General features: G+C 68.2%; 12 protein-coding genes. 7 read left to right on the top strand and 5 right to left on the bottom strand.

Going from position 1 to position 12,770, the window contains the following annotated elements; genetic code table 11:
• Positions 1-59: 59 nt before the first annotated feature.
• Positions 60-1,220 (bottom strand): AAA family ATPase, encoded by a 1,161-nt coding sequence (locus AC6CH2_RS11675; RefSeq protein ID WP_498269362.1) that lies wholly within the window; start codon positions 1,218-1,220, stop codon positions 60-62.
• 340 nt (positions 1,221-1,560) lie between these two features.
• Between AC6CH2_RS11675 and AC6CH2_RS11670 the strand changes: the two genes are divergently transcribed.
• From AC6CH2_RS11670 to AC6CH2_RS11660, 3 genes are all read left to right on the top strand, one after another.
• On the top strand, positions 1,561-2,526 hold the full coding sequence (locus AC6CH2_RS11670; protein ID WP_498269361.1) for a CsgG/HfaB family protein: 966 nt from the start codon (positions 1,561-1,563) through the stop codon (positions 2,524-2,526).
• A gap of 190 nt (positions 2,527-2,716) precedes the next feature.
• A complete protein-coding gene (locus AC6CH2_RS11665) occupies positions 2,717-3,595 on the top strand; it encodes an alpha/beta hydrolase (RefSeq protein ID WP_498269360.1) in 879 nt (292 codons plus the stop codon).
• Positions 3,596-3,625: 30 nt separating this feature from the next.
• Entirely contained in the window at positions 3,626-3,976 is a 351-nt protein-coding gene (locus AC6CH2_RS11660) for a VOC family protein (protein ID WP_498269359.1), read from the top strand.
• Between the two features lie 622 nt (positions 3,977-4,598).
• Here AC6CH2_RS11660 and AC6CH2_RS11655 read toward each other — a convergent pair.
• On the bottom strand, positions 4,599-5,882 hold the full coding sequence (locus AC6CH2_RS11655) for an MATE family efflux transporter (protein WP_498269537.1): 1,284 nt from the start codon (positions 5,880-5,882) through the stop codon (positions 4,599-4,601).
• A 67-nt stretch (positions 5,883-5,949) separates the two neighbouring features.
• On the opposite strand from AC6CH2_RS11655, the gene AC6CH2_RS11650 reads away from it, so the two are divergent.
• Positions 5,950-6,084, top strand: coding sequence for a twin-arginine translocation signal domain-containing protein (locus AC6CH2_RS11650; protein ID WP_498269358.1), 135 nt, complete (start codon positions 5,950-5,952; stop codon positions 6,082-6,084).
• 228 nt (positions 6,085-6,312) lie between these two features.
• Entirely contained in the window at positions 6,313-6,756 is a 444-nt protein-coding gene (locus tag AC6CH2_RS11645; RefSeq protein WP_498269357.1) for an SRPBCC family protein, read from the top strand.
• A gap of 68 nt (positions 6,757-6,824) precedes the next feature.
• Here AC6CH2_RS11645 and hutU read toward each other — a convergent pair whose 3' ends face one another.
• A complete protein-coding gene (hutU, locus tag AC6CH2_RS11640; RefSeq protein WP_498269356.1) occupies positions 6,825-8,495 on the bottom strand; it encodes a urocanate hydratase in 1,671 nt (556 codons plus the stop codon).
• A gap of 143 nt (positions 8,496-8,638) precedes the next feature.
• Between hutU and AC6CH2_RS11635 the strand changes: the two genes are divergently transcribed.
• Positions 8,639-9,220, top strand: coding sequence for a TetR/AcrR family transcriptional regulator (locus AC6CH2_RS11635; protein WP_498269355.1), 582 nt, complete (start codon positions 8,639-8,641; stop codon positions 9,218-9,220).
• A gap of 111 nt (positions 9,221-9,331) precedes the next feature.
• Here the strand turns inward: AC6CH2_RS11635 and AC6CH2_RS11630 are convergent, their stop codons facing one another.
• Positions 9,332-9,703 (bottom strand): hypothetical protein, encoded by a 372-nt coding sequence (locus AC6CH2_RS11630; protein WP_498269354.1) that lies wholly within the window; start codon positions 9,701-9,703, stop codon positions 9,332-9,334.
• 118 nt (positions 9,704-9,821) lie between these two features.
• Positions 9,822-10,379 (bottom strand): YybH family protein, encoded by a 558-nt coding sequence (locus tag AC6CH2_RS11625; protein WP_498269353.1) that lies wholly within the window; start codon positions 10,377-10,379, stop codon positions 9,822-9,824.
• A gap of 233 nt (positions 10,380-10,612) precedes the next feature.
• Here AC6CH2_RS11625 and AC6CH2_RS11620 point away from each other — a divergent pair, with 233 nt between their 5' ends.
• On the top strand, positions 10,613-11,854 hold the full coding sequence (locus AC6CH2_RS11620) for an alkaline phosphatase family protein (protein ID WP_498269352.1): 1,242 nt from the start codon (positions 10,613-10,615) through the stop codon (positions 11,852-11,854).
• The last annotated feature ends 916 nt before the right edge of the window (positions 11,855-12,770 follow it).

Here is a 12,770-nt window from a genome sequence, read left to right as displayed (position 1 = left end):
AATGGGGCCAAGGAGGATCTGCCGTTGTTGTTGCTGTTGTTACTGCCGCCACCGAAACCCTACCGCTCCGGCCAATACCAGGCCGGCGCGTCCAGCATGCTCTGCCCGACTACTCCGGTCTGGCTGAACTGCTTTTCCAGCTGGATGGTGTTGCAGCTCGCCTCGGCCTCCAGCGCCGCGATCAAGCGCGAGGCGTGCGAGACCACCCACACCTGGGTGCGCTTGGCCGCGCGCGCGATCAGCCGCGCCAGGGCCGGCAACAGGTCCGGATGCAGGCTGGTCTCGGGCTCGTTGAGCACCATCAGCGGCGGCGGCCGCGGCGTGTGCAGGGCGGCGATCCACAGCAGATAGCGCAAGGTGCCGTCGGACAGTTCCGCCGCCGACAACGGCCGCAGCAGACCGTGCTGGGAGAACTCCAGCAGGAAACGCGCGCCGTCGCCGGCCACGCCGACGCGCGCGCCCGGAAACGCGTCGCTCACCGCTTCGTTCAGCGCCTGCGGGTCGCCGATCTCGACTATGGTCTGCCAGGCCGCAGCGAGGTCGCGGCCGTCGTGGCTCAGCACCGGCGTGCGCGTGCCCAGTTGCGGCTGCCGCGCCGGCGCCTGCGCGTCGCTGCGGAAATGATCGTAGAAGCGCCAGCCGCGGATGGTCTCGCGCAGGCTCAACACCTCGGGCGCGGTCTGCGGGTCGGCGATCTGGCCGAACAGGCTCTCGAACGGGCTCAGGTGCTCGGCGGCGATGCGCCAGGCGCGGCCGTCGCGCACCCGCGCCATCGCCCCTCGCCGGTCGACCAGCACGCCCGCCGTGCGCAGGAACGGCCCGCCCCAGATCACTTCGCGCTTGATCTCGGGGTCGTGGGCGAACAAGGACAGGCTCGGCGTCGGCAGGCCGAGGTCGATCGCGTAGCCGTACTCGTCGCCGGCGAAACCCAGCCGCAGCGCCACCGGTTCGGTGCGTGCCGAGCCCTGCACCGGCACCTCGCCCCGTTTCATCCGCGGAGAGATCGTCTCCGGGCCGGCCCACAGGGTCGAGCCGAGCCCGCCCTCGCGCGCCAGCGCCGGCACCACCCCACCCTGGGCGGTTTCGGCCAGCAGACGCAAGGCGCGATAGAGGTTGGACTTGCCGCTGCCGTTGGCGCCGGTGACCAGGTTCAGGCGCCCCATCGGCAGGACCAGCTGCCGCAGGGACCGGTAATTGGCGACGGCAAGCGTGCTCAACATGATGCGTGGCTCGATGGGGAACATGCGGCGCAAGGCGCCCGCCTTGCAGGCCAGCACTTGTTGGCCAGCCCTTGCAAGCCAGCCCTTTTAGAACGGCCCCGTCTCGCCGGCCGCGACCGCCTGTCAAAGTCGACGGGTGGGTGACCTGAAGCGGACGGCGATCACGTTATCATTGCCGGGCGAGTCTCCACTCGGGCGCGATCCGTCGCGTCCGGCTTCGTCTGGGGCCCCGGCGACCTCCCGCTGCCCGCGCAGCGCAAGCCGGGTGACGAACGGACTCCGTCAGGCGTCGCGATCATCGTGTCGCGGCAAACAGGAAAGCAGCATTAAGGAAGAAACGATGAAGACGGCTAGCAGGGGAATTCAAGCGGTGGCGTGCGTGATCGGATTGGGCGTGGCGCTGAGCGCCGCACCGACCTGGGCGCAGAGAAAGAGCGCGCAGGACCTGCGCGCGGAAAAAATGAACCAGATTCCGACCTGCTCGAAGAACCTGGGCGCGATCTCGGTGATCGAGCCGGAAGACACGGTCAACTGGTGGAGCGGCCAGCAGTTGCCGGCGCCGAGCAAGCTGATCAAGGTGTTCGTGCAGAAGTCGCGTTGCTTCACCCTGGTCGACCGCGGCGCGGGCATGGACATGGCCATGCGCGAACGCGACCTCGCCTCCAGCGGCCAGCTGCGCAACAAGTCCAACATCGGCAAGGGCCAGGTGCGCGCCGCCGACTACGTGCTGGTGCCCGACCTGATCTCCAAGAACAGCAACGCCGGCGGCAACGCCATCGGCGGCCTGCTCGGCGGCCTGATCGGCGGCAAGGCCGGCGCGGTGGCGAGCAACCTCAACTTCAGCAAGAAGACCGCCGACGTGGTCCTGACCGTGACCGACGTGCGCTCGTCCGAGCAGGTCGCGATGGCCGAAGGCAGCGCCAAGAAGACCGACATCGGCTTCGGCGCCAGCGGCGCGCTGTTCGGCAGCAGCGGCCTCGGCGGCGCCGGCGTGTCCGGCTATGCCAACACCGAAGTCGGCCAGGTCATCACCATGGCCTACCTGCAGGCCTATACCAGCCTGGTGGCCGAACTCGGCGGTCTGTCGGACAACCCGTCGGCATCGAACTCGCAGCAGGCCGTCACCGTGGTCAAGGCCGCGCGCCTGTTCGCCAATGCCTCCGGCAGCGGCAAGGTCGTGCGTCCGCTCGACCCGGGCATGATGCTCTACCCCACCGGCACCAAACAGGGCGCGATGTGGGAAGTCGAAGACGAACTCGGCAACAAGGGCTGGGTGTCCTCGCTCGCGCTGGAACTGTCGAAGTAAGCCGCGATACGTTCGCGTGGACGAAGGCCGCCGGAAAACCGGCGGCCTTTTTCGTTGCCGCGGTTCGCCGCGGCATCGGCCCGTCGGCCCGTCGGCCCGTCCGCATTCTTTCGGCCGGGCAATCGGCGATACATGCGGGCCGGTGCGCCACGGCCTCGCCGGCCAGGCATCGTCGTCTCAAGGAGGAACCATGCAACTCGCCCGTCGTCTGTGTTCGTTAGGGCTCTTCGCCTGCCTGTCGGCCTGCACTTGGCACGTGCGCGAAGACAACATCGTGATCCCGCGCGCGGCGCCCTCGGCCGACCTGGCGGCATTGCGCGCCCAGTTTCCGTCCTACCGCATCGAGGAAGCCCGCATCGACGCCGCCGACGGAGCGCAGCTGTACTCGCTGCGTTTCCTGCGCAGCGACGCGGTCGCCACGGTGCTGTATTTCGGCGGCAACGGCTACACCGTGGCCAAACGCGCCGCGACCAGCGCCAAGGCCTATGCCGAGACGCCGGTCAATTTCGTCCTGGTCGATCACCGCGGTTACGGCGCCAGTACCGGCACGGCCTCGCTCGAGGCCCTGCTGGCCGACGCGACCACGGTCTACGACCGCCTGCGCGCCGATCCCGGGCTGAGCACGATGCCGCTGATCGTACACGGCCATTCGCTAGGCAGCTTCATGGCCGGCCGTGTCGCCGCCAGCCAGCGGCTCGACGGCTTGATCCTGGAAAGCTCGGTGACCACGTTCGAGGACTGGGGCGCCTACATGCGCTCGCGGCAGAAACTGTGGGCGCGGATGCTGGTGCGGCGTGTCGCGCCGGCGGGCGCCCTGGCCGGCCAGGGCAATCAGTCCATCGTCGCCGCCCTGGACGAGCCGGTGCTGTTCGTCGCCGGCGCCAACGACACCGCCACCCCGCCGCGCTTCGCCGAAGCCTTGTACCGGGCGACGCCGCAGCCCGAACAGCGCAAACGGTTGCTGATCGTACCCGCGCGCGATCATACGAACGCCGCCGATTCGCCGGAGTTCCGCCGCGCGCTGGGCGGATTCCTTACCGAGCAAGTCCGTCCGCCCCCGGCCGGCTGACTCTTCACCGCCCTCCCGACAGGACCCACCATGACCGCATCCGACCGCAACCTGCGCCTGGACTACATCGAATTCGCCGTCGCCGACATCGCCGCATCCAAGGCCTTCTACGGCGCGGCGTTCGGCTGGACCTTCACCGACTACGGCCCCGATTACTGCGAATTCGACGACGGCCGCATGAAGGGCGGCTTCAACACCCACGGCGCGCCGCGTCCGGGCGGCGCCCTGATCGTGCTCTACGCCGACGACCTCGCGCAGGCGCAGGCCCGGGTCGAAGCCGCAGGCGCGAAGATCGTCGCCAGCCACGAGTTCCCCGGCGGGCGCCGCTTCCACTTCATCGACCCGGACGGCTACGAACTGGCGGTGTGGTCGGACCGCTGAGCCCGGGCGGCCTATCACTGCCGACAAATCATGGTCTGCAGCGACGGGCGCTCCGATTTCGGTCGAGGCCGAAACATGAATTTCGAACTTGAGCGAGACTTTACAAAGCTGAGGTCGCATCGCGTGTTCGCGCGGTGTGTATACACCGTGCCGTTGTTATTGACGACGGCTTGCGCCGAACCGCTGAGCTGTCAGAGTGAGTCGGTCGGATATCCGCAGGCCCCTTGCCGTGCGTACTACTACCAAGCCGATCATGGCAACGGTGCGGTCACCCAGGCGTTGACCGACTGCAATGTCACCGGTCCCGCGGCGGCGGCAATATCGTCGCCTTCCACTGCCTGCGCTCGGGGATCGGATTGCGCTGGTTGGATGCTCATACGTTAGAGGTCGCTGTTCCGCCGGCACGCGTCTTGAGCAACAGCGTACTCAAGACCTCTACTCGGGGTATGCGTTGCGCTACGTCTATCGCAAGCTCAAACGTAACGAGCCGGCCTGGGCGGGCGCGGAATTGCCAAGCGCGCCTATTGACCGCGCTAGTCCCGGATAAGCAGCGCGACCGGCAACCGATCGGGGTCGCCGCGAGCCGTGCTAACGGCATCGCGGCGACGCCTCTTCCGCAGCGCTACACCTGCGCCGACTTCCAACGCCCGCGGGTGAACAGCCACAGGGTGAACACGCCGACTGAAGTCTCGGAAACGAACACGCCCCAGAACACGCCCGAATGCTGCCAGCCCAGGGTGATCGCCAGCAGGTAGGACAGCGGGATCTGGATCAGCCAGAAGAATACGACGTTGATCTTGGTCGGCGTCATCGTGTCGCCGGCGCCGTTGAAGGCCTGCACCGTCACCATCCACCAGCCGTAGATGAAGAACGAATACGACAGGATGCGCAGCCATTCGGCCCCGATCGTCACCACCTGCGGGTCGTCGGTGAAGAACGCGACCAACTGGGTCGGGAACAGGAAGAACAGCACCGACACCACGACCAGATAGGCCATGTTGTACCAGCCGATATGCCAGACCGAGGCCTCGGCGCGCTCCGGTTGGCCGGCGCCGAGATTCTGCCCGACCAGGGTCGCGGCGGCGTTGGACATGCCCCAGGCCGGCATCATCGTGAACATCATGATGCGGATGGCGATGGTCGCGCCGGCCACCGCCTCGCTGCCGACGCTGGCCAGGATGCGCATCAGGAAGATCCACGAGGTCATCGCCACGATCATCTGGCCGACCCCGCCGAGCGAGGTGCGCACGATGTTCCACAGCATCTTGCCGCGCCAGACGAACTGCGCCGCCGTCACCCGGATGTGCTTGCCGCCGCGGAACAGCACCCACAGCTGGAACAGCACGCCGACGCCGCGGCCGATGTTGGTGGCGATCGCCGCGCCTTCGATGCCGAGCGCCGGCACCGGCCCGAGGCCGAAGATCAGCAAAGGGCACAGCAGGATGTTGAGGCCGTTCGACAACCACAGCACCCGCATCGCGATGGCCGCGTCGCCGGCGCCGCGGAAGATCGCGTTGATCACGAACAGCAGCATGATCACCGCGTTGCCGCCGAGCATCCATTGCGTGTAGCGATAGCCGTGTTCGATGCTCCAGGCGTCGGCGCCCATCAGCCGCAACAGGTCCTGGGCGTAGAAGATGCCGGCCAGCGCCGGCAGCAGCGACACCAGCACGGCGATGAAGATCGCCTGCACCGCGGTGATCGCCGCGTCCTCGGGCTTGCCCTCGCCGACCCGCCGCGCCACCACCGCGGTCACCGCCATCGCCAGGCCCATCGCCAGCGCATACAGCAGGAACAGATAACTCTCGGTCAGGCCCACCGTCGCCACCGCCGACGGCCCCAGCTTGGCGACGAAGAAAATGTCGACCACGGCGAAGGTCGATTCCAGCACCAGTTCCAGCACCATCGGCACCGCGAGCAGGAAGACTGCGCGCCGCATGGGGATCTTGGTGTAGTCCGCATCGGTGCCGCGGATGGCGTCGCGCAGATCGCTCCACAGCGAATGCGGCGCCGGCGCGGCCACGGCGGCGGTCGGTTCTTGGGTCATCGCGTGCTCCTGTTGGGTCGCACCGACGGATGATAGGGCGACATGCCCGATTCGCCAGTGACAACAGTACGACGAACGGCGGGAATCCGAATCGACATCGGGCGGAGTGGCCTGACCGCGCGCGCTGAGCTACAACCTGAACCCGCGTGCCGCCGCCTCGCGGCCGCCTTCGCACCGGGTCCCACCCGGATCGATCCGGGCTGAAGCGGATCCATGCCTCGGCATGTCGATTCGCGCCTCTCGCGTTCGTCGGACACAGTGAGGGCTTCACCTCTTACGGAGACTACCCATGACCGGCACCGTACGTTTGCACCGCGTTTTCACCGCCCCGCCCGAGCGCATCTACCGCGCGTTCCTCGATGGCGCCGCCCTGGCCAAATGGCTGCCGCCGGACGGCTTCACCTGCACCGTGCACGAGCTGGATGCTCGGGTCGGCGGCAAGTACCGCATGGCCTTCACCAATTTCTCCAACGGCGGCAGTCATGCCTTCGGCGGCACCTATCTGGAACTGGTGCCGAACGAACGCATCGTCCACGACGACCGCTTCGACGACCCCGGCCTGCCCGGCACCATGGTGACCACGATCACGCTGCGCGCGGTGTCCTGCGGCACCGAAGTCCAAGTGGTGCAGGAAGGCATCCCCGATGCGATCCCCGCCGAGCAGTGCTACCTCGGCTGGCAGGAGTCGCTGACCCTGCTCGAGCGGCTGGTCGAGCCGGCCATTCCGGGTTGACCGTCGTGCCACCAAAGAAAACGGCCCGCAAGCCGGGCCGTTTTCTCGGCGTCTGACCGATTGACCGATCAGAGCATCGGCAGCTTCAGCCCGCGCTCTTTCGCGCATTGTTGAGCGATCTCGTAACCGGCATCGGCGTGGCGCATGACGCCGGTGCCGGGGTCGTTCCACAGCACGCGGGCGATGCGCTGGCCGGCCTCCTGGCTGCCGTCGCAAACGATGACCACGCCGGAGTGCTGCGAATAGCCCATGCCGACGCCGCCGCCGTGGTGCAGCGAGACCCAGGTCGCGCCGCCGGCGACGTTGAGCATCGCGTTGAGCAAAGGCCAGTCGCTGACCGCGTCGCTGCCGTCGCGCATCGCCTCGGTCTCGCGGTTCGGCGAGGCCACCGAGCCGCTGTCGAGATGATCGCGGCCGATCACCACCGGCGCCTTCAGCTCGCCGTTGCGCACCATCTCGTTGAAGGCCAGACCGAGCTTGTCGCGCAGGCCCAGGCCGACCCAGCAGATCCGCGCCGGCAGGCCCTGGAAGCTGATCCGTTCGCGCGCCATGTCGAGCCAGCGGTGCAGGTGCGCGTCGTCGGGGATCAGTTCCTTGACCTTGGCGTCGGTCTTGTAGATGTCCTCGGGGTCGCCGCTCAGCGCGACCCAGCGGAACGGGCCGACGCCGCGGCAGAACAGCGGCCGCACGTAGGCCGGCACGAAGCCGGGGAAATCGAAGGCATTGCTGCAGCCTTCGTCCTTCGCCATCTGGCGGATGTTGTTGCCGTAGTCGAAGGTCGGAATGCCCTGGCGCTGGAACGCGAGCATCGCCTCGACGTGCACCCGCATCGACTTCTTGGCCGCGTCGCGCACGCCGTCGGGGTCGCTCTTCTGTTCGGCCAGCCAGCGATCGACGCTCCAGCCGATCGGCAGGTAGCCGTGGACCGGGTCGTGGGCGCTGGTCTGGTCCGTGACCGCGTCCGGGCGCACGCCGCGGCGCACCAGCTCGGGCAGCACCTCGGCGGCATTGCCGAGCAGGGCGATCGACTTGGCTTCGCCGGCGGCCGTGTATTTGGCGATGCGGGCGAGCGCGTCGTCGAGGTCGCCGGCCTGCTCGTCGACGTAGCGCGTGCGCAGGCGCATGTCGATGCTGCTCTGCTTGCACTCGATGTTGAGCGAGCAGGCGCCGGCCAGCGAGGCCGCCAGCGGTTGCGCGCCGCCCATGCCGCCAAGCCCCGCGGTCAGGATCCACTTGCCGCTGAGGTCGCCGCCGTAGTGCTGGCGGCCCATCTCGACGAAGGTTTCGTAAGTGCCCTGGACGATGCCCTGCGAGCCGATGTAGATCCAGCTGCCGGCGGTCATCTGGCCGTACATCATCAGGCCCTGCTTATCGAGCTGGTTGAAGTGCTCCCAGGTCGCCCAATGCGGCACCAGGTTGGAGTTGGCCAGCAGCACGCGCGGCGCGTCGGCATGGGTGCGGAAGATGCCGACCGGTTTGCCCGACTGGATCAGCAGGGTTTCGGTGTCTTCGAGTTCGCGCAGCGACTTGAGGATCGCGTCGAAGGACGGCCAGTCGCGCGCGGCGCGGCCGATGCCGCCGTAGACCACCAGTTCGGCCGGATTCTCGGCCACGTCCGGGTCCAGGTTGTTCTGGATCATCCGGAACGCCGCTTCGCTGAGCCAGGACTTGCAGCTTTTTTCGCTGCCGCGCGGGGCGCGGACGACGCGGCTGGGATCGTTGCGGGTGGCTGCGGACATGGCGATTCCGATCGGCTGGGGAGAGCGGAATTATCGCGCCGCGCTCTCGGTCCCAGCCAGCGCCGCGACCGTCGCGACGCGTCGGCAAGCGCCTAATCCGGGCCGATGTGTCGTATCGGCGGCAAAATGTATACGCTGTACACATGAGCGCGCCCGCCACCGCCGACCGCATCCTGCGCGCCGCCCGTGTCCTGTTCGAGCGCGGCGGCGCCGAGTCGGTGAGCATGCGCGCCATCGCCCAGGCGGTCGGCATCACGCCGATGGCGATCTATCGTCACTTCCCGAACCGCGAAGCCCTGCTCCAGCGCATCAGCGACGACAGCTTCCAGGAGATCGCCCGCCACTGGAACGCGCGCAACGACGGCAGCGACGTGATCGCGCGCCTGCTCGCGGTGCAACGCATCTATCTCGACTACGCCCTGGCTCATCCGCATCTGTTCGACCACGCCTTCTCGATGCGGCGCAAACAAGCGCGGCGCTACCCGGAAGATTTCCGCGCGCGCCGTTCGCCGACCCTGAACGTGGTCGCCGACGTGGTGCTCGAAGCGCAACAGGCCGGGCGCCTGCGCGCCGGCGATGCCTGGGACATCGCGATGACCCTGTGGGCGCACACCCACGGCCTGATCGCGCTGTACCGCGCCGGCCGCTTCAGTTACGACGAGCGCGAGTTCCGTCGCTTCTACGAGGCCTCGCTGCAGCGGCTGCTCGACGGCATCGGCGCCTGAGCGCCGCGCACGCGGCTCCTGGCGGCCTGGCCATAAAAAAGCCCGGCACGAGGCCGGGCTTCAGGACGGCCCGGACTCGCGTCCGGACCGGAACCGTGGCGCGATCCGCGCTCAATACAGGCGCGGGTCGAGCTTGCGCAGTGCCTCGCCCACGTCGACTTCGCCGGTGCGGTCGAGGTCGTCGCGGCTGTAGCTGCGGCCGGCGCCGCCGATGCAACCGTCCTTGCCGCGCGGCTGCAGGCGCGAGCCGGTATGGCGCAGGCAATTCGGGTCGTGCCTGTGCTTGCCGGTCTTGTCGGTTTGGGCGGCGAGCCTCGCATCGGCCTGGACATCGGCCCGCACCCCAGCGCGGACATCGGCTTCGGCGACGGCGGGAATGGCGGCCTTCGCATCGGCCTGGGCATCGACTTGCGCGGCGGGGGTTTGCGCGGCCGCTGCGAACGCGAAAGCGCTCGACAGCGCAGCGAACATCAGACGTTTCATGGGGCGGCTCCTGTGGACGGGCACGGACTTCGATACCGTTCCGATCGATGTGCCAAGCCACGATACGCCTGCGCCGCGGCGGCCGAACCTGCCGGCGCGCCGGCCGTTTAGGCGCGTGTCAGGCTCGCGGGCAGACCTCGCGCCGGCCGTTCTGGAAGGCCATCGCCTCGGCCTCGGTGGCCGGGCGCGGAACCAGGCCGTCGTCGAACAGTACCCGCCACACCCCGTCCGGGCCGCGGTGCCAGACCGACTGGTAGGCGCCGATCGAATAGCGCGGCTCGGCGCCGGGCTCGAGCTTCTGGTAGAGCGCCGGCCCGGTCGACCAGGCGATGTCGCGCGCGCCGCCGATGGTGACCCGGGCCGGGTACCAACGCAGGCGCAGGCTCTTGCCCTCGATCAGGCCGGCCCAGCGCTTGGCGATCTCGTCGCGGCCGCGGGTGGGTTGCGGGCTGCCGGAACCGAACGCGGCCTGCTCGTGCAGGTGCGCGGCGAAGGCCTTGGCGTCGTGCTCGGCGACCGACGCGGCGAAGCTGAGCTCGCGCGCCCACACCGCGCACTCGTCGTCGCTCAACGGCGCCACCGGCAGCGGCTTCGGCGTCTGCGCCGTGGCCACCGCCGCGATCGACGCCACGACCAGGCATAAAGACAAGCGGGCGGCACGGACGGCAGGGCGCATGGCGGCGACTCGATGGCGGGCTGGGCTCACTATCGATCCAATGCGGCCAGCACGCCAGCGACGGAAGTCATGCCGGCCAACCACCCCGGGACGCTAACCAGGGTCAGGTCAGGACCCTGCCGGCCCGTGTCCGAAACATGCGCAGAACATGCCGACTCTGGCCGATCGCCGCGCGATCGCGAGCGTCGCCGGCCTGACATCGGCCGGCAACCGGCTGCCGTTATCATGTCGCGATGCGTTCGATTCTTTACGCGGCTGCGTCCGCCCTGCTCGTCCTCGTCCTCGCCGCCTGCGCTCCGCCGACCCGGGTGGCGCCGCCGGCCGACACCCCGCTGCTGCTGATCTCGATCGACGGTTTCCGCGAGAGCTATTTCGAGCTCGGCCTGACCCCGCGCATCGAACGCTTCGCCGGCGAAGGCGTACGCGCGCAGTGGATGACTCCGTCGTACCCCTCGCTGACCTTCCCGAACCACTACACCCTGGTCACCGGCCTGCGCCCCGACCACCACGGCGTGGTCCACAACAGCATGAGCGACGAACGATTGGGCCGGTTCAAGATCTCCGACCGCGGCGCGGTCGGCGAAACCCGCTGGTGGAACGGCGGCGAGCCGATCTGGATCGGCGCCCAAAAAGCCGGCCTGCGCAGCGCGACCCTGTTCTGGCCCGGCAGCGAAGCGCCGATCCACGGCCTGCGCCCGAACCGCTGGCGCCCGTTCGACGCCGCCGTCGACGAGAACGCCCGCGTCGACGAAGTGCTGGCCTGGCTCGGCGAACCCGCGTCCACCCGCCCGCACGTGGCGACCTTGTACTTCGACGCCCTCGACAAGCAAGGCCACGAGCACGGTCCGGATTCCCCGCAAGTACGCGAGGCCCTGACGCGCATCGACGCCGCCGTCGGCCGCCTGCTCGACGGCCTGGCCGCACGCCGGCAGCTCGATCAGGTCAACATCGTGCTGGTGTCCGACCACGGCATGGCCGAAGTCGCCCCGGGCCATCGCATCGCGGTCGAGGACATGGTCACGCCCGAACAAGCGGTGGTGACCTCGATCGGCCAATCGATCGGCATCATTCCGAACCGCGGCCACGAAGCCGAAGTCGAGCAACGCGTGCTCGGCGCGCATGCGAACTACGACTGCTGGCGCAAGGCCGAACTGCCCGAGCGCTGGCACTACGGCACTCATCCGCGGGTACCGCCGATCGTCTGCCAGATGCACGAGGGCTGGGACGCGATCGAACGCGACAAACTGCCCAAGGCCGGCCTCGGCCAGACCCGCGGCTCGCACGGTTACGACCCTGCCCTGCCCTCGATGCGCGCGATCTTCGTCGCCCGCGGCCCCGCGTTCAAACACGGCGCGACGATCCCGGCGATCGACAACGTCGACGTCTACCCCCTGCTCGCCCGCCTCATCGGCATTCCCGCCGCGCACAACGACGGCGACATCGCCCCGCTGCTGCCGGCATTGCGCGAGCCCTGAGCGCGGCGGCGCGCGGCGCGGCAGAGAAGAAAACCGTTGCTGCCGCTTCGTCGCCAGATGGGAAGATGCGCCGCGGCGCGTAGCGTCGCGCGATTGAAGCCTCGCGGTCGCGACTCGCGACGCTCCTGCCCCTAAGAGCCGAGCCCTCGCAGCTGCGATTGCAATTGCCGTCGCTCGGCTCTTGCTGCGGCTCACCGCCTTACGGCTGGTGACGCTGCGACCGGAGGTGGTGCGGTCGCGGCTTGCGCCGCTCCTACCCAGAAGCCGACCGCGTCGTTGCGAGTCTCCCCTGTAGGAGCGACGTGAGTCGCGACTGCGGAACACGCAGCGATAACGAAGCGGTCGCCGTTCGCCGAAGGGCGTGCTCTCGCAGGGTAGGAGCGGCGCGAGCCGCGACATCGCTGCAGCGGTCTTGCGGCGTCTCAATCCGCAACTACAGATCAAGATCAAACCCAAAGCTTCCGCCACTAGCAGCGGGTTACTTTCTTTTGTCTAAAGCAAGAAAAGAAAGGTAACCAAAGAAGTGGCTTTTCTTTGAATCAAGAGCCCGCACGATCGGTGCATCCGCAGGGATCTACATACGGGACATCCCTGTCCCGATGAAAAACGGCCTGCATCCCTGCGGGCCGCCCTCCCGGTCTTCTATTGCATTCGCCCGAGCGAAACTACGCACAGGAGCAGCCGGAGCCAGAGCCAGAGCCAGAGCCAAAACTAGAACTCGAACCAAGCCCAGGGCCATCACGGCGGCGTCAAGCACGAACCGCATCAGCCCGAAGCCCCGCGGTCGCGGCTGGCACCGCTCCTATCCTCAAGCCGCATCAACCTACCGACGAACCCCGCACAACGACCCCACAAGACGAGCATACCCTCCGGTATTCATGTCCGAATCCGGCGAGTCCCACCCCCTCGCCGGTGC

The organism is Lysobacter sp. GQ73 (assembly GCF_059758755.1).
The sequence above is the reverse complement of the archived record's forward strand: the minus strand, read 5'-3'. Positions and strand labels throughout refer to the sequence as shown.